The organism is Bacillus paramobilis, from assembly GCF_038096195.1.
GTDB classification, from domain to species: domain Bacteria; phylum Bacillota; class Bacilli; order Bacillales; family Bacillaceae_G; genus Bacillus_A; species Bacillus_A mobilis.
Map to the genome: position 1 here is coordinate 2022785 of NZ_CP151108.1, position 19760 is coordinate 2042544.

At 34.9% G+C, this 19760-nt stretch carries 23 protein-coding genes and 1 pseudogene; 17 read left to right on the forward strand and 7 right to left on the reverse strand.

The features are described from left to right. Window positions 1–23: 23 nt before the first annotated feature. Window positions 24–1061, reverse strand: a complete 1038-nt coding sequence (locus AABL52_RS10400) for a serine hydrolase domain-containing protein (protein WP_341519324.1) — start codon at window positions 1059–1061, stop codon at window positions 24–26. 110 nt (window positions 1062–1171) lie between these two features. After that, a complete protein-coding gene (locus AABL52_RS10405; RefSeq protein ID WP_000819250.1) occupies window positions 1172–1366 on the reverse strand; it encodes a hypothetical protein in 195 nt (64 codons plus the stop codon). Between the two features lie 133 nt (window positions 1367–1499). On the opposite strand from AABL52_RS10405, the gene AABL52_RS10410 reads away from it, so the two are divergent. Beyond that, the gene (locus AABL52_RS10410; RefSeq protein ID WP_000397706.1) at window positions 1500–1781 is read left to right on the forward strand and encodes a hypothetical protein; all 282 of its coding nucleotides are present in this window, start codon (window positions 1500–1502) and stop codon (window positions 1779–1781) included. Window positions 1782–1809: 28 nt separating this feature from the next. On the opposite strand, the gene AABL52_RS10415 is transcribed toward AABL52_RS10410, so the two are convergent. Then, on the reverse strand, window positions 1810–2100 hold the full coding sequence (locus AABL52_RS10415) for a DUF3784 domain-containing protein (protein WP_097918091.1): 291 nt from the start codon (window positions 2098–2100) through the stop codon (window positions 1810–1812). A gap of 112 nt (window positions 2101–2212) precedes the next feature. Here AABL52_RS10415 and AABL52_RS10420 point away from each other — a divergent pair, with 112 nt between their 5' ends. Next, a complete protein-coding gene (locus AABL52_RS10420; protein ID WP_048543793.1) occupies window positions 2213–2494 on the forward strand; it encodes a MazG nucleotide pyrophosphohydrolase domain-containing protein in 282 nt (93 codons plus the stop codon). A 143-nt stretch (window positions 2495–2637) separates the two neighbouring features. Continuing rightward, window positions 2638–3411: a BcII family subclass B1 metallo-beta-lactamase gene (bla2, locus tag AABL52_RS10425; protein WP_341519325.1), complete on the forward strand. Its 774-nt coding sequence runs from the start codon at window positions 2638–2640 to the stop codon at window positions 3409–3411. Window positions 3412–3872: 461 nt separating this feature from the next. Here the strand turns inward: bla2 and AABL52_RS10430 are convergent. Then, a pseudogene (locus AABL52_RS10430) lies at window positions 3873–4137 on the reverse strand (hypothetical protein); the annotation flags it as partial. 161 nt (window positions 4138–4298) lie between these two features. On the opposite strand from AABL52_RS10430, the gene hcp reads away from it, so the two are divergent. The 5 genes from hcp to AABL52_RS10455 all read left to right on the forward strand — a co-directional run bounded on the left by hcp (window position 4299) and on the right by AABL52_RS10455 (window position 8458). Further along, window positions 4299–5585 carry a hydroxylamine reductase gene (gene hcp / locus AABL52_RS10435; RefSeq protein WP_341519704.1) on the forward strand — a complete coding sequence of 429 codons (1287 nt, stop codon included), beginning with the start codon at window positions 4299–4301 and terminating at the stop codon, window positions 5583–5585. Window positions 5586–6054: 469 nt separating this feature from the next. Further along, on the forward strand, window positions 6055–6375 hold the full coding sequence (locus AABL52_RS10440) for a PadR family transcriptional regulator (RefSeq protein ID WP_000429485.1): 321 nt from the start codon (window positions 6055–6057) through the stop codon (window positions 6373–6375). Between the two features lie 75 nt (window positions 6376–6450). Further along, complete coding sequence (locus AABL52_RS10445; RefSeq protein WP_000891990.1) at window positions 6451–6792, forward strand: DUF1048 domain-containing protein; 342 nt, start codon at window positions 6451–6453, stop codon at window positions 6790–6792. A gap of 154 nt (window positions 6793–6946) precedes the next feature. Then, entirely contained in the window at window positions 6947–7708 is a 762-nt protein-coding gene (locus AABL52_RS10450; RefSeq protein ID WP_000063316.1) for an ABC transporter ATP-binding protein, read from the forward strand. Further along, the gene (locus tag AABL52_RS10455; protein WP_000837805.1) at window positions 7709–8458 is read left to right on the forward strand and encodes an ABC transporter permease; all 750 of its coding nucleotides are present in this window, start codon (window positions 7709–7711) and stop codon (window positions 8456–8458) included. It begins immediately after the preceding gene. Between the two features lie 177 nt (window positions 8459–8635). On the opposite strand, the gene AABL52_RS10460 is transcribed toward AABL52_RS10455, so the two are convergent. Continuing rightward, a complete protein-coding gene (locus AABL52_RS10460; RefSeq protein ID WP_340420564.1) occupies window positions 8636–9571 on the reverse strand; it encodes a helix-turn-helix transcriptional regulator in 936 nt (311 codons plus the stop codon). Between the two features lie 110 nt (window positions 9572–9681). Here AABL52_RS10460 and AABL52_RS10465 point away from each other — a divergent pair, with 110 nt between their 5' ends. The 3 genes from AABL52_RS10465 (at window position 9682) to AABL52_RS10475 (ending at window position 11280) form a co-directional block, all read left to right on the forward strand. Further along, window positions 9682–10158 carry a GyrI-like domain-containing protein gene (locus tag AABL52_RS10465; protein ID WP_341519326.1) on the forward strand — a complete coding sequence of 159 codons (477 nt, stop codon included), beginning with the start codon at window positions 9682–9684 and terminating at the stop codon, window positions 10156–10158. Between the two features lie 146 nt (window positions 10159–10304). After that, entirely contained in the window at window positions 10305–10562 is a 258-nt protein-coding gene (locus tag AABL52_RS10470; RefSeq protein ID WP_341519327.1) for a DUF3963 domain-containing protein, read from the forward strand. An 85-nt stretch (window positions 10563–10647) separates the two neighbouring features. After that, the gene (locus AABL52_RS10475; protein WP_270733591.1) at window positions 10648–11280 is read left to right on the forward strand and encodes a LysE family translocator; all 633 of its coding nucleotides are present in this window, start codon (window positions 10648–10650) and stop codon (window positions 11278–11280) included. 298 nt (window positions 11281–11578) lie between these two features. Here the strand turns inward: AABL52_RS10475 and AABL52_RS10480 are convergent, their stop codons facing one another. Continuing rightward, window positions 11579–12169 (reverse strand): TetR/AcrR family transcriptional regulator, encoded by a 591-nt coding sequence (locus AABL52_RS10480; RefSeq protein ID WP_098273785.1) that lies wholly within the window; start codon window positions 12167–12169, stop codon window positions 11579–11581. 635 nt (window positions 12170–12804) lie between these two features. Between AABL52_RS10480 and AABL52_RS10485 the strand changes: the two genes are divergently transcribed. From AABL52_RS10485 to AABL52_RS10500, 4 genes are all read left to right on the forward strand, one after another. Then, window positions 12805–13458 (forward strand): CPBP family intramembrane glutamic endopeptidase, encoded by a 654-nt coding sequence (locus AABL52_RS10485; RefSeq protein ID WP_341519328.1) that lies wholly within the window; start codon window positions 12805–12807, stop codon window positions 13456–13458. 767 nt (window positions 13459–14225) lie between these two features. Beyond that, window positions 14226–14948 (forward strand): RNA polymerase sigma factor SigI, encoded by a 723-nt coding sequence (gene sigI / locus AABL52_RS10490; protein ID WP_341519329.1) that lies wholly within the window; start codon window positions 14226–14228, stop codon window positions 14946–14948. After that, on the forward strand, window positions 14941–16380 hold the full coding sequence (locus AABL52_RS10495; RefSeq protein WP_341519705.1) for an anti-sigma-I factor RsgI family protein: 1440 nt from the start codon (window positions 14941–14943) through the stop codon (window positions 16378–16380). The genes sigI and AABL52_RS10495 overlap by 8 nt, the downstream gene beginning before the upstream one ends. 175 nt (window positions 16381–16555) lie before the next feature. After that, window positions 16556–16822 carry an ArsR/SmtB family transcription factor gene (locus AABL52_RS10500; RefSeq protein ID WP_061680336.1) on the forward strand — a complete coding sequence of 89 codons (267 nt, stop codon included), beginning with the start codon at window positions 16556–16558 and terminating at the stop codon, window positions 16820–16822. Between the two features lie 224 nt (window positions 16823–17046). Here AABL52_RS10500 and AABL52_RS10505 read toward each other — a convergent pair whose 3' ends face one another. After that, window positions 17047–17370 (reverse strand): winged helix-turn-helix transcriptional regulator, encoded by a 324-nt coding sequence (locus AABL52_RS10505; RefSeq protein ID WP_097843042.1) that lies wholly within the window; start codon window positions 17368–17370, stop codon window positions 17047–17049. A 124-nt stretch (window positions 17371–17494) separates the two neighbouring features. On the opposite strand from AABL52_RS10505, the gene AABL52_RS10510 reads away from it, so the two are divergent. Both AABL52_RS10510 and AABL52_RS10515 read left to right on the forward strand, forming a co-directional pair. Continuing rightward, window positions 17495–18028 carry an NAD(P)H-dependent oxidoreductase gene (locus AABL52_RS10510; RefSeq protein ID WP_141539405.1) on the forward strand — a complete coding sequence of 178 codons (534 nt, stop codon included), beginning with the start codon at window positions 17495–17497 and terminating at the stop codon, window positions 18026–18028. Between the two features lie 133 nt (window positions 18029–18161). Further along, window positions 18162–19664 (forward strand): class I adenylate-forming enzyme family protein, encoded by a 1503-nt coding sequence (locus AABL52_RS10515; RefSeq protein ID WP_341519330.1) that lies wholly within the window; start codon window positions 18162–18164, stop codon window positions 19662–19664. Window positions 19665–19760 lie beyond the last annotated feature (96 nt).

Below are 19760 nucleotides of genomic sequence, written 5' to 3' on the forward strand. Positions count from 1 at the left end.
AAGGAACAGCTTCTTTATTTTCATTATAAGGATAATGTTTTTAACACTTCACCAATAATCCCTTCCATTTGATGAACACCTAAGTCAGCGTTAGTCATAATAACAGCACCATTACCTCGGTATGGATAGCATACCATCATACATTGAAATCCCACGCCCCATCCAAGTGAATACACTTGTAAGTCTTCGTTAGAATCATCTAGAAAAACACCTAATCCAGTCCATTTTGAGCAACCTTGAGGAGAAATCATATCTTGTACTAATTTTTGAGAAAGTTTTAGTCTGCCCTTTCCTTGTAAGGAATGAATGATTTCAATTACTAAAGTTGATAGGTCTGTTGGTGTGGTCCAAATACCTGAAGCGGCTGCGAATGGATAAAATGGATATTTTTCATCTGTGACAATCCCATCCTTATTATGCCCACAAGCAAAGGCCTCCATTTTATTTATATCTTCAGTAGAGAATACTCTACTATTCTTCAGCTGCAGTGGCTGAAAGATATATTCTTCAAGTAAAAGGTTGAATGGTTTTCTAGTTATATCTTCAAGTAGTAGTTCAATAATGCAAAAGTTTGCATCAGAGTAGTGAAATTCACTTTCTGGTTTATAAGTCACTTCAATAGGTATGGAGCAATATGCTGTTTTACCAGCAAGGAGTTCAGACAAGTTTGGTCGCCCTTGTGCAAATGTATAATGTTCAAAACTATTAGGAGGATCAATAATTCCAGATTGGTGACTTAATAAATTTCGCAACGTGACTTTTTTCTGTGAGGTAAATAGGTTGGTAGGTATGTTCCAAGATGTGAGTTTAGCATTTACGTCTTCGTCTACATGCACGATTTCTTGATCTGATAACGTGAGTACGAGCATTGTAGTGAAGAATTTACTAATTGAGCAAGAATTGAATATGGAATCCGTAGTGACAGTTCTAGTTGTTCCAGATTCAAGCGTTCCAAAGGCAATCGCTTCGTCTAGTGTGCCATCACGTATAACGGCAAGGCTGAAACCTGCAACAGAATATTGGTTCATTTTCTCGTATATATTATTACTTATTAAGTTCATAGTGACTCCCTTCCTTAAAAAACAGAATATTAGTTCTATTATACAGTAGTGAATAGAGAGAATGAGAGAAAAAGAAAAAACTTCATCTTTTATCGATGAAGTTTTTTTAGTTAATTCGAAGTGAATGTTTTAAAAAATTTATCTCGGTACATGTACATAATCCATGAGGTTGTTAGTAAGGAAATAATACTTTGTTTGTTTGGAATTGGCGCATTGAAAACAAGCCAGCCAACGATATCAAATAATACATGTAGTGCAATTGAAAGAACTACAAATTGTAGTAACGTCTTAAAAAATCTTTTCATAAAGTGTCCCCCTAAAATAAAAGGTTTTATCAACAGTGTTGTATATTACTATTATACATTAAATGTGTCATGTGGTAAAATTTACATAAGTTAGTGAAATAAAACAAATGAAAGCTAATGAGGAGGAATAGTCATGGAATTTTGGATGATCATACCGATAGCGGTCTTTGGATTTATTTATATTGCTGAAAAATTAAATAGAATCGAAAAGAAAACGGATGCCCGTTTAAAGAGGATGGAAGATAGATTACAGCTAATTTCGAAAGAAATGGGAATTGTAGATAGAGAACCTGAAATTAATAAAGAGTTGCGTCAGCTTATGGAAGAAGGAAAAACAGTTACAGCAGTTAAGAGAGTAAGAGAGGCTTTTGGTTTTTCCTTATTAGAAGCGAAGCAATATGTCGATAAATTATAAAAAAGATCATCCATTTGGGTGATCTTTTTCATTTCACCATACGTGTATTTACATAAGCAGCGATTATAACGTGGCCAATTATAATGATAGGAAATAAGATTTTGACATTAGGAGTAGTGAAGACACTACCAATTGTGGCAATAGCACCGGCAGTTAAATTATAAAGACCAACTATTTTTGATAACTTAACTTTATCTGGCACACGGCGTTCATTGAATCCTGATAAGAGCCAAGTGTATTGTTTAACTCCGATGAAATAGGATAGTGCAAATGAAATAATTGCTAGTATGAATAATGATGGGGAAGCGAAGAGAGTCATTGAAAACACCTCCGTTAAAGAGTTATAAATAAATTATAGTATGAATGTTATAATTTAACAAAATATAAGTTTAATAGAAAACGGAGTATTTATCATGAAGGGAGATTAAGTATTGAATATTGTGGAATTCCAGAGATATGTATCAAATTTCAGTAAAGAAAAAGGATTTCAAGATACAACAATTGAAGAGCGTACGATGTATGCGATGGCGGAATTAGGTGAATTAGCGGAAGTGATATTAAAGCGTGATAAAATACAAGATTCGAAAAGAGAGATTGGTTTAGAAATGTTTGATGTCATTTGGAATGTATGTGATTTAGCAAACAAGTTAGAAATTGATTTAGAGAAGGCATTTGAAGAAAAAATGAGGATTAATAAAAAACGTGAATGGTAATAGGGAAGTTAAAAAGCGCACAAAATTTTGTGCGCTTTTTATTAAGGGTATGAAAAATATGTAAGAAAAGATGGAACAAACATTTGAGATGAATTGTCTATTATAGGTAATAACTATTTCATTTGAAAGAAAGGGTGGAGAAAATGAAAAACAATACATTATTAAAATTAGGGGTATGTGTTAGTTTACTAGGAACAACTCAATTTGTTAGTACAATTTCTTCTGTACAAGCAGAACGAACGGTAGAGCAAAAAGTAATAAAAAATGAGACTGGAACTATTTCAATTTCTCAGTTAAATAAAAATGTATGGGTTCATACGGAGTTAGGTTATTTTAGCGGAGAAGCAGTTCCTTCGAACGGCCTAGTTCTTACTACTTCTAAAGGGTTAGTACTTGTCGATTCTTCTTGGGATGATAAGTTAACGAAGGAATTAATAGAGATGGTAGAAAAGAAATTTAAGAAGTGTGTAACGGATGTCATTATTACACATGCACACGCTGATCGAATTGGCGGAATAAAAACGTTGAAAGAAAGAGGCATTAAGGCGCATAGTACAGCACTAACTGCAGAACTAGCAAAGAAAAGTGGATATGAAGAACCGCTTGGAGACTTACAATCCATTACAAATTTGAAGTTTGGAAATATGAAAGTAGAAACGTTCTATCCAGGGAAAGGACATACAGAAGATAATATTGTCGTATGGTTACCGCAATACAACATTTTAGCTGGAGGCTGTTTAGTGAAATCAGCGTCCGCGAAAGATTTAGGAAACGTTGCTGATGCTTACGTAAATGAATGGTCTACATCGATTGAGAATGTACTGAAGCGATATGGAAACATCAATTCAGTAGTGCCTGGTCATGGGGGCGTAGGGGAGAGAGATTTACTTTTACATACATTGGATTTGTTGAAATAAAAAATTATGGGAATAAAAAAGCGAGGAGAAACAATTTTCTCCTCGCTTTCTTCTAACTATATTTAAATGCGAAGCTATCAATTATGCCTGAATACGTTACTGAGATTTTAATTCCAAGTATACAAATACCAGTACCGTCATAATTGCTATAACAACGTAAGTAGCATCAAGCATTATAAGTGTTTTTAAAGTTTCAGTCATCCTAATTCACCTCTGGTATGAAAATATAACATAATCTCTTATCAATCAGATCAGAGATTATAAAGATAACAATGTACATGAAATTTCTTAAGTAGATTCTATATAAATATATCATATAAATAATGTAAACAATGTAAAGATAGTGTAAATATATTGTAAAGAAAGGTGCGGTTCATCATGTCTATAAATCTTTTGATTTGTAAATGCTATGTATCTCTCGTGTGCCGTATAGAACACATTTATAACATGTGAAAATAGATTCATTTTGATAAATCAATCATGATGCTAGCTGTTACTACATTTTCCTCTAATACTTCTACCTGTACTCGTTCATCATTTATCCAATTGATATTGAAGTTATCTGTCGTATACATTTCCTTAAGAGTGACCTCTTTATATTTTTCTAAAATGCTACCTCTTTTCCCATAATAGATTCGTACAGTTGAACTGGGACTTGGTCCTTTTGATTGTTTCTCTAAGCTCGATAATATTTATTAGATTTGGAGATTGACTGCTTTTAAATGATCATGCGCAAGTATTAATATCAGAAGACAGTAAAAATATTATGTCAACAATGTGAACTGTCACAAATTTATACTTAGTATTGTGATTGATATCACATCCTTTTTTCCTAATGGGTATTATGCTTGATTTGTAAGGAATGATTGGGAGAGGGTGGGATGATAATGTTTTGTTATCAATGTGAACAAACGCCAACAGGTGGATGTAAAGTGATGGGTGTTTGCGGTAAAAATGAAACAATAGCAAGTTTACAAGATACGATTGTGTTTGGATTAAAAGGAATTGCTGCTTATCGTACGCATGCTGCTCAGCTAGGGTATACTGATGCATTTGTAGATGCTACAACGCAAGAAGCATTGTACATGACATTAACAAATTCTAACTTTAATGAACAAGAACATATTGATATGGCTATGAAAGTAGGGAAATCAGCTTTACGAGTAATGGAGTTGTTAGATGAGGCGCATACGAATCACTTTGGTGTTCCAGAGCCTGTTCAAATTACACAAAACCATGTAGAAGGTAAAGCAATTGTAGTTACTGGTCATAATTTATTTGCGTTAGAAGAATTATTAAAGCAAACAGAAGGAAAAGAAATTAATATTTATACGCATTCTGAAATGTTACCAGCACACGGGTATCCGCAGCTGAAAAAATATAAGCATTTAAAAGGAAACATCGGTAAGGCATGGTATGATCAACGACGTCTTTTTGAAAAATTTACAGGTGCCATATTAGCGACAACGAACTGTGTTATGCCAATTAAAGGATCATATTCTGATCGATTCTTTTCATATGATATTGCAGGTTTAGAAGGTGTACAAAAAATTGAAAGTGATGATTTCACGCCGTTGATTCAAAAAGCGCTAGAACTTCCAGAAGTACATATGGAGTCGGATGAACAGTTAGTAACAGGGTTTCATCATAATACAGTATTATCATTAGCTCCGGAAATTATTAAGGCAGTAAAAGAAGGGAAGATTAAGCGTTTCTTTGTCATCGCAGGTTGTGATGCACCAGGAAAAGGCGGAGAATATTATCGTGAATTAGCAACGTCACTTCCGCCAGAAACAGTTATTTTAACGACTTCTTGCGGGAAATTCCGTTTTAATGATGTGGATTACGGTGTTGTACCTGGTACAGATATTCCGCGTTACATTGACTTAGGGCAATGCAATAATTCAATTTCAACAGTGAAAATAGCAGCCGCTTTAGCAGATGCTTTCCAATGTGAAGTGAACGAACTACCAGTTAGTATTGTCCTATCATGGTTTGAACAAAAAGCGGTTGCGATTTTACTTGGACTATTTAGTCTTGGCATTCAAGATATTCGCATCGGTCCAAAGGCGCCTGAATTTATTTCACCTGGCGTGCTTGATGTATTACAAGAAACATTCGGTTTGAAATTGATTACAACTGCAGCAGAAGATATGGAAATGATGTTATCGTAACAAAAGGATGATCTGTCTTATTAAGAAGAAGAGTTAGCCTATAGCGCCCCAAAACAAAAATGTAGAATATTTGTTTTGGGGTATTTTCTTTTCTTGGCCGGATAGGTATGTGGCGAAATTTTTTCAAATAGGAAACCGGCTGTATCTAATAGGTAATAGTTGATTTTAGAAAAATATAAAAATCGAGTTGACATTTACAACTACTCAGTCATACAATGTAGAAGTAATAGGTGATACTGAGTAGTATTGTTTTTCAAAATGTTTTCAGTAAACAATAGGTAATAGCGGATTTTAGAAAAATTTTGAAAATTAGTTGACATTCACCGCTACTTAGTCATACAATGTAGTTGTAGTAAGTAATACTGAATAGTGTAGTTTTACTCAAAAGCTATTCAGTAAAAATTCGCCTTAGTACTCTGTGATACTGAATATAAGTCAGACAGAATAGGGGGTAAAGGAGGATCAGGACATGGAAAATTTAACTGAAATGCTGAAAGGTTCACTGGAAGGGTGTGTGCTGGAAATCATTAGCCGCCGAGAAACGTATGGCTATGAGATTACCCGCCACCTGAATGATCTTGGATTTACCGAAGTCGTGGAAGGGACTGTTTATACCATCCTCGTACGATTAGAAAAGAAAAAGCTTGTGAATATTGAAAAGAAACCATCAGATATGGGACCGCCTCGTAAGTTTTATTCATTAAATGAGGATGGCCGTCAGGAGCTTGAATTATTTTGGGAAAAATGGGATTTTGTATCTTCAAAAATTAACGTCTTGAAGTCAAACTAGCTTCATAATATAAAATGTTCCGGCTCACATTTGGAGAGTTTCTTGTTCTGCTTTATAAAAAAGGAGGAAAATAAGATGTTGGAAATGTTTAAAAAATTAATTGGTGATAAAAAAGAATACAAAATGATGATGGCACGTGTTGGAGCACTGCCAGAGGACTATCAGTTTGTGTTTAAGAAAATTCAAAACTACATGTGGAATTTCTCAGCGGGTAATGGAATGGATATGCTGCACATACAGTATGAATTAATCGATTTGTTTGAAGCTGGTGCAGCGGAAGGCAGACAAGTGCTTGACATTACTGGGGAGGACGTAGCATCTTTTGCTGATGAACTAGTGGCAAACGCTAAAACATATGTCTCCAAGTATCGTGAAGATTTGAATGAAAGCATCATGAAGAAATTGAGAAAAAAATAAATGCAATTAGTAATATCGACTGATTAGCTGGTTACAAATGTGAATTGCCGCCATCGCTATTCAGTTCTATTTTTACACCGCTACTAAGTAATACAGAATATCAGTGATACTAAATAGAGGGTATAGGTAATTAATTTTATAAGGGGGAAAAAGTATGAGTAATGCAGCGATTTCTGTAAAAGGAATAAAAAAATCTTTTAAAGACAAAGAAGTCTTAAAGGGAGTGGATTTTGAGGTGCAGCGTGGTGAAATTTTCGCGCTGCTAGGCTCAAATGGAGCGGGAAAGACGACAACGGTCAACATCCTCTCGACGCTAATGAAACAAGATGATGGTGAAGTGAGTATTTGCGGATTTGATATCCAGCATCAATCAGATCATGTTCGTCAAAGCATTAGTTTGACAGGACAGTTCGCAGCTTTAGACGGCATGCTTACTGGAAGGGAAAACTTGATAATGATTGCTAAGTTACGTGGTGTTTATAATCCTGCCCAAGTTGCTGACAATCTACTTGCAAGATTTAGCCTGACTGATGCGGCTACCCAGAGGGCAGACCAGTATTCAGGCGGGATGAAGCGCCGACTTGATATCGCGATGAGTTTGATTGGGGCGCCAGCAGTTATTTTTCTAGACGAACCAACGACTGGACTTGATCCGGAAGCGCGGATCGAAGTGTGGGATACAGTCAAGGAACTTGCCGGCAGCGGCACAACAATCTTGCTCACAACTCAATACTTGGAGGAAGCAGAACAACTGGCTGACCGTATCGCTATTTTGCATGGCGGGAAAATTATTACGACAGGTACTCTTACTGAACTGAAAGAGATGTTCCCGCCAGCAAAAGTAGAGTATATCGAGAAGCAGCCGACATTGGAAGAAATTTTCCTTGCGATTATCGGTAAAAAGGGGGAGATGTAAATGAAAAGCAAAACAGGGGTATTACTAGGGCGCTTAATGCGTAATATTATGCGTAGTCCGGATACAATTATTACAGTAGCAATTACACCGATTATGATGATGCTATTATTTGTTTACGTATTTGGCGGGGCTATAAAGACAGGAACGGATAACTACGTTAATTATTTATTGCCGGGAATTTTGCTAATGGCCATCGCATCCGGTGTGGCTTACACTTCTGTGCGATTATTTACGGATGTAAAGAGTGGGTTGATGGCACGTTTCATTACGATGCCTATTAAGCGCTCATCGATATTGTGGGCTCACGTTTTAACCTCTCTTGTTGCTAATGTGCTTACTATCGTGGTGGTTATTCTTGTCGCGCTCTTAATGGGCTTTCGTTCTAGTGCTAATATGCTAGATTGGCTTGCGGTAGCTGGAATACTGGGGATGTTTACGTTAGCGCTAACATGGCTAGCAATCATTCCAGGGCTGAAAGCGAAGTCTATGGAAGGGGCGACAGCATACTCGTACCCACTTGTTTTTCTTCCATTTATTAGTTCGGCCTTCGTACCTACCGAAACGATGCCAAAAATTGTTCGTGTGTTTGCTGAGAATCAGCCTGTAACTTCAATCGTGAATGCGATTCGTGCCCTATTATATGAAGGGACTGTTGGCAACGATATTTGGACTGCACTCGCTTGGTGCGTGGGTATCATGATCATCTCTTACTTTTTCGCTAGTAAAGCATTTAAACGTCAGCTAGGGTAAGTGAATTAAGTTATCCGAAATTATATATATTTTTGAAAAAGCACGGGAAGATTTTCCGTGCTTTTATTATTTATTGTGCTCTCATGGTAAAAAATATGGGCAACTGGTAACGAATTAACCTCAATATTTTGAGGTTTAACTGATCACTGCTTATGGAGAATATAAACATAACCGCTCTTATAAATCGTTTAATATTTCTTCAGGCATTTCCCTAATTGTAATATCTTTCCCTAGGAAAAGTAGCCAATTTGTTATCTCTGTCACTTCATCGGAATTGTTAACATTGATAAATGTTTTTAAAATGGCTGTGGATTGGTAAGGGTTTGTATAAGAAATTGAAATTTTTAAAGGATGGTATTTTTTGTACTGGGCAATCGCTTTTGGACCAAGTTCAAGTACAAGGTTAATTGCTTCGTCCTTCTTATTGAGTTTTTCTAAAATCTGTTTCTTATTTAACCTCTTTTTCGTCGTGTACGGTTCGATATTGATGAGGTTATCGACAGGAAACAACAGTTTCTTTTCTTCTTTTAAGTCAAACCCTTCAATGATCCAATGGCTTTTTTCTTGATAAAGGTATAATAGATAAATTGGGTAAGACTTGATTTCCTCTTCTTCTTTGACGGTAATCAATAAATGTCTATCCAAAAGAAGGATTTGGATGAGTTTTTCTAACATAGGGTGGGGTAGGTCAGAAAGCTCAAGTAGATCGGGATTATAAGGGTTAGTCCCTTCAAAAAGCAAGAGTTGATTTAAAAGAACGAGGTCATCTTGCTGGGTTTCTGAGATGAGTCCTAGTAGTTTTTCGGCTAAAGATTGGCGACTCTTTAGATAGGGAAGTTGTTGATTTCTTGTAGCCATAAAGGCAATAAAAAGAGCTTTGACTTCATTGTCAGTAAAGCGAACAACGGGCAGGATAGAATTATGCATGACAAAATATCCACCAGTTCTTCCAACTTCAGCGACAAGCGGCATGCCCATAGCTTCAATTTCTCTTATATCTCTAATAGCTGTCGATCGTGATATGTTAAATTCTCGTATGATTTCAGTAATTGTAAAGTGGGAGCGATTGTTGATATACCGCATAATTGTATTAATCCGTTCAACTTTTTTCATTGGAGTCTCCTAAACAGTATCATTTTTTGACATGATTTAAAGATATTATAAACTCATCAGATGAAAAGATAAATCATTTGATTCATTTAAAAAAAAGGAAGGTTTTGAATATGAAAAATTATACGATTGAAGAAAAAGATAGCTTTATTGTGTTAGGAATTGGAACTGAAATTAAGAGTGACTATACAGACTTTGTTGGAATAAATAAAGAAAAAGAAGACTTTTGGGCGGCTGTTAAACAAGATGGAAGGCTGGCTACTTTAAAAACTTTGGCTACAAATGAATATATTTTTTCTGTGAGCGAAGCGGTGAATAACAAGATGATGTATTATGCTGGTGTCATGACAGAAGCACAAATAGAAGAATCTAGAGTGATCCAGTTTCCGAAGGGAGAATACTTAGTAGTGAAAGGGGAAGACAAAACGGCTGAAGAGCTAAGTAATAAGCTGACTGGCATCGCCTTTGGTGAAGCTTTACCAGATGCAAAAGATTTAGCTTATGTTGGTGGGCCAAATACAACAGTTGAGATGGGGCAAAGAGACGGCTTAGTATTTGGTGAAATGTGGATTCCAGTTGTTAGGAAGTAAAGTGATAAAAGGTACGAAGATGGAAAGTAGAGGCTAACAATCTTGAATTGTTAGCCTATTTGACATGAATATAATATTCATATACTGCTACACATTATGTTCTGGTAAAATGGAATAAAAGGGAATTATTGTAAGGTGGTGGCAGGGTGAATAAAAAAAGGATATTTGAGCTATTCATAGTAGCGTTTGTTTTTCTATTCCTTCATGTAAGCACATATACCAATGAAAAATTTAACGATAAATTGGGTTCCTTTACTTTCGTTGTTTTATTTCTTATCGTTTATATCAACGCTATATTTATAGAACGGTATTTTGATGATATACAAAAGTGGGTTCGAAATATCACAATTTGTTTTGCTTTGTTAGTAGTTGCTGCAGTATCACTATGGATAGGGTATTTTTAAAGCTTAACTTAATTGATCTTATCTTTCCTCAGTCATGATAAGATTTACAATAGGAAGTTTTATGTAACATGAAGGGGGAAGGGTTATGGTCAGCTTTAGTACTTTGTTAGCATTTGCAATTGTTTCACTTAGCATGGTTTGTTCACCTGGGCCTAATATGATTTATCTTATCTCGCGTTCCATTACGCAAGGACGTATGGCAGGATTTATTTCTCTCTTGGGCATTATGCTCGGATTTGTCATTTATATCATCGCAACAATGTTCGGACTGACAGTTTTATTCCTTGCAGTACCCGCTGTCTACGAAGCAGTCAAGTGGGCAGGTGCTGCTTATTTGCTTTGGCTCGCCTGGAATTCGATAAAACCGGGTGCTACTTCTATTATGGAACCTCGTACTATTTCTAATGAACCACCACGGAAATTATTTCTAATGGGACTTATGACTAACCTGCTAAATCCAAAGATTGCTATTTTGTATGTGTCACTGTTACCTCAATTTGAAGATCCTGAGAAGGGATCGTTGCTTATACAAGGTGCAGTTTTAGGTCTTACGCAAATCACTGTTAGTTTTATAGTCAACCTTTTAATTGTGTTTACAGCAAGTAAAATGGCTACATGGTTTGGCACACGCCCAACGTGGCTGCGAGTACAGCGTTGGCTTATGGCAAGTGTATTAACGGGTCTTGCTGTACGTCTTGCTTTTGAACGTCGACAGTAGGCGTATCTAAAAATTTGAAGGTCTATTTTTATTTTAGAGGTAGGATAAAAGAGAGGTATGTGAAAAATATACAATGATAAATAAAATTCCTACTTACAAGCGATGATTCAGTTTTTATGTAAATATATGAATAAGTTATGTGAAAAACAGATTGGTTGTATGCCTCATATACAACGTCTAAAAAGCTCCCTTTGCTAAAAATTATTCACCCCTCTCATAAATAGAAGATCATTTTTATGAGAGGGGTTTATTCAATTTAAGTCTATAAAAATTGAATGGAAGCAATGCAAGTTCTCATTTATTTAGAATAAGAGAAAAGATGATGTTTTATTTGTTCAATAAAATACTGATGGTGTATATTATCGTTAGATACTCGACTTGCCATAATAGCGCCCTCCATTGAAGATGCAAGAAAAGAAGCGAGCGATATAATGTCCATATCTTCTTTAAGTTCTTGTTTCTCTATTCCTTCTTTTATGAGAGAAGCCATTAACATTACTGTATCATCATAACCCTTTGCTGCTGCTTTTTGTAATTCTGGAAATACTCCAGTACTTTCAATTGCGCTATTAAGCAATGGACAGCCTCCAGCAATAGGGGGATTATTAGCTGCATCTTGATATATAAGGAAAATGGCAAGGATTTTATCGATTGCTGTCTTTTTATTTTCCATTGCTTTATGAAAATGCCCCCACATAATCTCACCACTTTTGTCGTAGGCAGCAAGGACAATTTCTTCTTTATTTTTGAATCTACGATAAATAGCTCCTTTAGATAGTTCAGTAGCTGTCATTATATCCTGGATGGATGTGTAAGTTATCCCATTAGTATTAAATAAATATAAAGATGTTTCAATAATCTTTTCTTTTACCTTATCAACTTTAGTCATGCTTTGTGGCCCTCCTAATAAAACGAACTTAATATTTAAGGTGATTTTTACTATGATTTTTCTTGAATTTTTATTGTAAGTAAAAATATTTTATCATTCCCTATCTTATAGGAACCTAAAACAATACAGTTTGAGGTTAATTAAATTATATTATCTGCATTATTCGAATGAATTTTCTGTCAATTATAATGTGACCAATTGGTTAATTCAGTCATATTATACAACTAATTTTACCTAAAATCATAGAAGAAGTAAAAATATCGTGAATTTTAATGTATAAACATATGACTATTATATCTAATTTTTATTAATAGGATTAGCTAAAACTAAAGCTAAAGGGGGCGGGCTACTCCTACTGTCACTCCATTCTATAAACGATTAATCATTAATAATTACTGGAATTTGATTGTAAATAAGCAACTGAGAAGTAAATATATTTGGTTTTTAACATATTTTTTTGTTAATACTTTGTAAAAAGGGTTAAAAAAACTAGAAACATATAGTATTATTGAACACTGGAACAGAACGAACCGAACGGTTCGGTTCGTTAACTTGTATGAATATATTTAGAAGGAGAACTTTATGCGGAAAGAAAAATCAAAGATTGTAGGTAATTTAATTAGGAGGATAATAAAATGAACTTTATAAAAATGAATAAAAAAGAACTTATTATGCTAGTAATTTTAACACTGTTCTTACCATTTCAAATGGGTTTGTTCATATTATTTGGCATATCACTTTTAACTAACACCAATTTAGTTGAATCAGAATTTGCTCTTGGTGCCATCGGTTTTACTGTACCTGCTATTGTTGGAATAATTTTATTTAAGAACGAAATTATTGAGAGTGTTGCATATTTTAAAGAGAAAACAATTTTGAAAATAGTAAGTATTCCTATGGTGGTTTTACTTATGGTAATTATTGAAAATTCTATTATGCATTTTCTAGCAACTGGTCAGCCAGAGAACCAAGAACAGCTCCTTGAAGCAGGTGCGGAGGTACCTCTTATATTTACATTGCTTGTATTTGGTATTCTGGGTCCAATACTTGAAGAAATTGTGTTTCGTTATATTTTAATAAATCGCTTTTCGCATTATATTGGTACTGCTATTGCATCTATCATTTCGATTCTAATCTTTACATTCCTTCATACGAACCAGCTTTCGGATTATGCCATTTATTTACCAGGCGCGGTGATACTTACTATTGCTTATCTGATTTCTAAAAGATCCCTTGCATATGTTATGGCGATACATGTGTTAAACAATTGCCTTGGTTTCATTCTGTAAGAAATTAGTCTTGATTCCGTTACAGAGTTAAAAAATAGAGACAGATATGTATCTAATAAAATAGAGGAAATAGCAAAATCATATAAGTGTATTACATTAAAAAATCACGATAAAAACGCATCTAAAAAGAAATGATCAAAAATATGTAGATAAGATATATTATGATAATCAAAAAAGATAACATTAGAGAAAATCGGCAGGAAATAGTGAGAACAGCAGATATTCTTATATATAATGAGAGCCCAATTTAATTTAATAGATATTATAAGAAAACCATTGATTAGCCTTTTTTCAAATCAATGGTTTTTATTTTTTAAATATATATATATTTTATAAAAAATATTTTTTGACCCCCATAAAACTTTGTATTCCTACGAATATATATTAGTGAAGAAAATTAATAGAAGAAAAATGATGATGAAAGAATATTGAAGTGTTAATAAAATTACTAGATTAAGTGGGCATCCGAAATAAAAGGATGAAATTACCAATGGCATAGAGAAGAGTTATTCAAGGATTGCAGATAAAATAGAAAAAGAGCAAGCAAAACAAGCGGAAGAAAATAAGAAAGTACATGAAAAATACAAACTTAACTTTAGTGCCGAGAGAAAAAGAAAATTATTAAGAAAACGGTGAAAAAAGTTGGTCTCGAAAAATATAAGTAACAGCAAGAGGATAAACCTCAAGAAAAATACTAACAAAATGTGGTTGAATGGTCATTTGTTTAGTGGCCTTTTTGCTATTTGAAGGAGGCTGGGAGATTACTAGTGTTGAGTTTAGTAATGAAGATCCTAAGAAAACCGAAAATAGAAGATATCGTATGTAACATACAAAACAACGGAGGAGATAAGGAAGTATTTATCGTACAGTATCAGCCTTTTATTAGAAAATCAATCTCGTCTGTCTGTCGCCGATATATTACAGAACAGGATGATGAATATAGTATTGGACTGTTTGCGTTTAACGAAGCAATTGAACAGTATTCATATAAAAAAGGGAAATCTTTTTTAGCGTTTGCTGATCTTCTTATAAAAAGAGATGTAATTGATTATGTACGCAAGGAGTCTAAGCATAACTTTGTCTTTTTAAAAGAAGATGAGCAAGAGGAAATGTTAGAAATGCAAGTATCGCTTATGGAGTATATGAAAGAGATGGAAAATAGTAACCGTAAGGAGGAAATTCTTCATTTTCAAAGTGTGTTGGCTGAGTTTAAAATCACATTTTCAGAGCTTGCTAAAGAATCTCCTAAGCATCGTGATACGCGTGAGCACCTAATAGAAATTGTGAAGATTATTATAAAAGAAGAGGAAATGATGGAAGAGCTCTTCCGAAAGAAAAAATTACCCTTAAAAGATATTGAACCACTTGTTAGGGTAAGTCGTAAAACGTTGGAACGACATAGAAAATACATTATTGCAATGTGCATTATTTTTGCAAACAACTATACATATATTCTTGATTACATAAGAGGGGAAAAGCATGATGAATAAAGGAATTGTGATGGATATAAAAAAGCATAACGTAGTTGTTTTAACTCCAAATGGAGAGTTTATTACATTTAAAAGAAAAGCGCATCCATACATGATAGGAGAGGAAATCTCGTTTAACAAACAAGAACAAAGAGCTCCGCGTTTTTCAATACCACCTTTCTTAAAGCCTACAACAGTAATTGTTGCTGGTTTTCTATGCGTATTGCTGTTTTTCTACAATCAACCAGAAGAAAAAGTGTTTGCTTATGTCTCAGTTGATATAAATCCAAGTTTAGAGGCGAGCGTAACGGAGGATCTTCGTGTTATAGATTTGCGGGCTTGTAATGATGATGGAAGGCGTATTTTACAAGAAATGAAAGGGTGGGAAAATAAATATCTGCAAGACGTAATACGTACGATTATAAAGCAGAGTCAAGAGGATAAGTACTTAACAAATGATAAGAAAGTTATGCTAACGGCTGTTGCAAAGGACAAGTCGCTAGAACCACAGTTGGAAAAGGCTTTGCAGGAATTAAAGAAAGAGTATGAGATAAAACATATTACAGTTGAATATCAAAGCAGTACGATGCAAATACGGGAGGATGCCAAGAAAGCAGGAGTTGGAACGGGCGTTTATATAAAACAAGAGAATGAGAAGAAAAAATCGCTTACTCCATCTGCATCGCCGTCTAATCAAGAACAACAAAAGTCATCTTCTAATGCATCATCGGAGGCACCTCCTGTAAAAGAAGAAAGCAACGAGAAGAAAGAGTATATAGAAAAAAAGCAATATAAGGAACAACAACCGAAGCAGATAAAAGAAAATAATGGGCACCAGCAAGAGAACAACGGAAGAGGCTCGCAAGGGAATAGTGGAAATCAGCAAGAGAGCAACGGAAGAGGCTCGCAAGGGAATAGTGGAAATCAGCAAGAGAGCAACGGAAGAGGGTCGCAAGGAAGTAATGGGCACCAGCAAGAGAACAACGGAAGAGGGTCGCAAGGAAGTAATGGGCACCAGCAAGAGAATAACGGAAGAGGGTCGCAAGGAAGTAATGGGCACCAGCAAGAGAACAATGGAAGAGGCTCACAAGGAAATAATGGAAATCAGCAAGGGAACAACGGAAGAGAATCACATGGGAATAATGGAAATGATCAAGGCAACAACGGAAGAGAATCGCAAGGGAATAAGGGAAATGGTCAAGGGAACAATGGAAGAGAATCGCAAGAGAATAAGGGAAATGGTCAAGGAAACAACGGAAGAGAATCGCAAGGGAATAAGGGAAATGGTCAAGGCAACAATGGTAGAGGGTCGCAAGGGAATAAGGGAAATGGTCAAGGAAACAACGGAAGAGAATCGCAAGGGAATAATGGGCACCAGCAAGAAAATAATGGTAGAGGGTCACAAGGGAATAATGGGAATCAGCAAGGGAGCAACGGCAGAGGGTCTCAGTAAGGAAGGCCCCTACCACATAATATCGAGTGAAAGAATAATCTATAGAATAGGGAGGATTCCCTCCATCTGAAGAGATTTTTTAATATTTTTTTAAAATGACGGACATAAAATCGTATATCCTTTCGAATTATATATATGGATATCGTTAATAGTTATATAAAAGGGGAGAAAAAATATGAGAGAAATGTATGAAGAAATCACTGAAGTATTGAAGGTATTAGCACATCCGGTCCGTTTATCATTAGTAAAAATAATGCTTGCAAAAGGTCCTATTAACGTAACGACAATGTATGAAACATTACAAATGCCTCAAAGTACAATTAGTCAACATTTATCTAAACTAAAAGCTACTAAAGTCGTTACAGGTACTCGGAAAGGATTAGAAATTTATTATGAAGTAACGGATAACCGTACAAAAGCGATATTATTAAGTTTAGCTTAAAGGGTGACTGTTTAGACTTCAAAAGAAAGCACTTCAGTAACTGTAATTTTCTTAGTAACGTTAGTCGTATTTGTTGTTGTTGTTTTTCTATTTGTCTAATGTTTTTCTTTATTTGGGTCTTGCCGTATCACTATCAAGCTAAATTTTAAATGGACTATAAAAATGAAAGTTATCTTATTAGGGTCTTTTTGTTAGCTTGATAGTGATGTGCCGTTCCCACTAGTTTAGTCATGTAATCTTTTGATTTGATGATCTTTTCCCCATTCGCATAGTTCATCCATAATTTGCATTAAAGATTTCCCATATTCGCTTATGGTGTATTCAACCTTTGGTGGTACTTCTTGATATACAGTACGATGGATAATCCCATCAGCTTCAAGTTGCCGAAGTTGTTGTGTAAGAACTTTTTGTGTAATGGTTGGGATTTCTCGTCGGATTTCATTTGTTCGCATTTTTCCATCCATCAAAACACATAAAATATGAACTTTCCATTTTCCGCCGATTACATCGAGTGTCGTTGCAATTGGGCAGTCTTCATTTTGATTCATATAACACCTCCAAAGGTACTTTAAGGTTCCTATAGCACTTTAAAGTACGTACTTTTCAATTATATGTGACTCAGTCATACTAATACGTAAAGGGTTGAATAATTTATAAAGGGGATGGAAGATGATGAAAACACTTGTAATTGTAGCACATCCTGATATTGAAAAATCAAAAATTAATAAAAGATGGATTGAAGAACTTGAGAAATATTCGGATGAAATTACGGTGCATGAATTGTATAAAGTGGCACCGAATTGGGAGTTTAATGTGGAAGAGGAACAAAAGCTGTTAGTAGAACACGACCGATATATATTTCAATTTCCACTCTACTGGTACAGCTCACCACCATTATTGAAAAAATGGTTTGACGATGTATTAACATATGGATTTGCGTACGGATCAAAAGGGGATAAAGTGAAGGGAAAAGAGTTTGGTGTAGCTATTTCTATAGGTGGATTAGAAAAAGACTATGAAAATAGCGGAATCACAATGGATGAATTAACGAAACCCTTTCAAGCTACGTGCTTATATACAGATATGAAATTTATACCTTCGTTTTATTTATACGGTGCCGAATATAAATTAAGTGATGAAGAGATTGATAAAAGTGCACCTGAGTATGTACGATATGTGATGAATAAGGAGTATTCTAATATATAAGAGGAAATAGCCATTTACTTGTTAAGTAGATGGCTATTTTTATTGAATTTATATTCACTAAGTGTAATCTTTAGTAAATTAATAGTTAATCTGATAAAATAAAAAATCTAACATATATAAAGGGGAGTTTTACTTGAGAACGATGCAAAAATTATTACAAAAAAGAGCAATGCAATCACCAAATTTGGAAGCGCTTGTAGGGGGAGAGAAAAGGTATTCGTTTCAACAGTATAATGAACGAGTAAATCAGTTTGCACACTATTTGTTACAAAGCGGTGTACAAAGAGGAGATCGTATTGGAATACTATGCAAAAATAATCATCCATTTCCAAGCGTTATGATGGCAAGTTTAAAAATTGGAGCGGTATGTATACCGCTAAATCATCAGCTTACTGCTTTTGAATTAGAAACGATTGTAAAAGAGGCAAAATTAAAAGTATTAGTTATTGATAATGATTTAAGTGGATTTTTATTAAAGATTGATGCTGTTAAAGAAATTCCTTATGTAATTAAAACGACAGAAGAAGGCTTTGGTTCACTCGAATTAATATTACAAGAACAGCCAAGTACAGAACCGGACGTAGAAGTTCATGAAGATGATGATGCGATTTACTTATTTACTTCAGGAACGACTGGGCAGGCAAAAGCATGCGTAATTGGACATAAAAACTTACATCATTACTTTACTGAAATTGCGGGACAAAGAGAAATTCCGGCAGGTGAACGCTTTTTATCCGTGCACCCATTATTTCACATGAGTGGCGTGCTTTCTATTTTAAATTGTATTTATCATGGCGTTACGATGATCTTCTTAGCTGATTCGAATCCTACTCTTATTTGGGATAAGATTGAAGAAGAGAAGATTACGACGATGCTTGCGTTCCCAGCCGTGTATAGCTACATGCTTGATGAGCTAAATAAAAAAGAACGTAACATTTCAACTTTTAAAGTAGCGCAAAGCGGTGGTACAAAAGTGCCAGAAACACTTATTCAAAAATATATGGAAAAAGGAATATATATGGTGCAAGGATATGGAAGTACAGAAGGTTGGGTAGTCACTTCTTGGCATCCAATGATGGGAAAAGAAAAGATGTCTTCTGTAGGAAAAACTCTTAAACATGTAGAGCTGAAAATCGTCCATCCAGAAACAGGTGATGAACTAACAACAAATGAAGTTGGCGAGATTCATGTGAAAAGTCCATACATGTTTAAAGGGTATTGGAATAATGAAAAGGCGACAAAGAAGGTAGTAAAAGATAATTGGTTTAACATGGGCGATGCTGGCATGATAGATGACGACGGATTCCTGCATATTATGGGAAGATATAAAGACGTTATCATTCGCGGTGGTGATAACGTATATCCAGATCAAGTAGAAGATATTATTCATGAAATACATGGTGTTTTAGAAGTTGCAGTAGTTGGAGTTCCGGATGACTTTTGGGGGGAGGTTCCGACAGCGTACATTGTAAAAGATACGCAAACGTCTTTAACGGAAGAAGAAATTATACAGCACTGTAAAGAAAAACTAGCAAGTTATAAAATACCCGAAGTTGTATTTATGGAAGAATTACCGAAAAATGCGTTAGGGAAAGTGTTGAAGAGGGAATTAAGAGATGATGTACTTGTAAAATAAAAAGTGATTAGTTGATGAGGAATCCAGTTATGTACAAAGCATAACTGGATTTTTTGTTTATGATTCTGTTAGTGGATATTGTTAATATTTGAAACT

Excerpts from the sequence above, each read along its gene's own strand:
- AABL52_RS10400 (WP_341519324.1), bottom strand. The coding sequence starts at position 1,061 with ATGAACTTAATAAGTAATAATATATACGAGAAAATGAACCAATATTCT.
- AABL52_RS10445 (WP_000891990.1), top strand. The coding sequence starts at position 6,451 with ATGTTGGAAATGTTTAAAAAATTAATTGGTGATAAAAAAGAATACAAA.
- AABL52_RS10450 (WP_000063316.1), top strand. The coding sequence starts at position 6,947 with ATGAGTAATGCAGCGATTTCTGTAAAAGGAATAAAAAAATCTTTTAAA.
- AABL52_RS10465 (WP_341519326.1), top strand. The coding sequence starts at position 9,682 with ATGAAAAATTATACGATTGAAGAAAAAGATAGCTTTATTGTGTTAGGA.
- AABL52_RS10500 (WP_061680336.1), top strand. The coding sequence starts at position 16,556 with ATGAGAGAAATGTATGAAGAAATCACTGAAGTATTGAAGGTATTAGCA.
- AABL52_RS10415 (WP_097918091.1), bottom strand. The coding sequence starts at position 2,100 with ATGACTCTCTTCGCTTCCCCATCATTATTCATACTAGCAATTATTTCA.
- AABL52_RS10440 (WP_000429485.1), top strand. The coding sequence starts at position 6,055 with ATGGAAAATTTAACTGAAATGCTGAAAGGTTCACTGGAAGGGTGTGTG.
- bla2 (WP_341519325.1), top strand. The coding sequence starts at position 2,638 with ATGAAAAACAATACATTATTAAAATTAGGGGTATGTGTTAGTTTACTA.
- AABL52_RS10495 (WP_341519705.1), top strand. The coding sequence starts at position 14,941 with ATGAATAAAGGAATTGTGATGGATATAAAAAAGCATAACGTAGTTGTT.
- AABL52_RS10405 (WP_000819250.1), bottom strand. The coding sequence starts at position 1,366 with ATGAAAAGATTTTTTAAGACGTTACTACAATTTGTAGTTCTTTCAATT.
- hcp (WP_341519704.1), top strand. The coding sequence starts at position 4,299 with ATGTTTTGTTATCAATGTGAACAAACGCCAACAGGTGGATGTAAAGTG.
- AABL52_RS10510 (WP_141539405.1), top strand. The coding sequence starts at position 17,495 with ATGAAAACACTTGTAATTGTAGCACATCCTGATATTGAAAAATCAAAA.
- AABL52_RS10505 (WP_097843042.1), bottom strand. The coding sequence starts at position 17,370 with ATGAATCAAAATGAAGACTGCCCAATTGCAACGACACTCGATGTAATC.
- AABL52_RS10485 (WP_341519328.1), top strand. The coding sequence starts at position 12,805 with ATGAACTTTATAAAAATGAATAAAAAAGAACTTATTATGCTAGTAATT.
- AABL52_RS10475 (WP_270733591.1), top strand. The coding sequence starts at position 10,648 with ATGGTCAGCTTTAGTACTTTGTTAGCATTTGCAATTGTTTCACTTAGC.
- AABL52_RS10455 (WP_000837805.1), top strand. The coding sequence starts at position 7,709 with ATGAAAAGCAAAACAGGGGTATTACTAGGGCGCTTAATGCGTAATATT.
- AABL52_RS10460 (WP_340420564.1), bottom strand. The coding sequence starts at position 9,571 with ATGAAAAAAGTTGAACGGATTAATACAATTATGCGGTATATCAACAAT.
- AABL52_RS10480 (WP_098273785.1), bottom strand. The coding sequence starts at position 12,169 with ATGACTAAAGTTGATAAGGTAAAAGAAAAGATTATTGAAACATCTTTA.
- AABL52_RS10410 (WP_000397706.1), top strand. The coding sequence starts at position 1,500 with ATGGAATTTTGGATGATCATACCGATAGCGGTCTTTGGATTTATTTAT.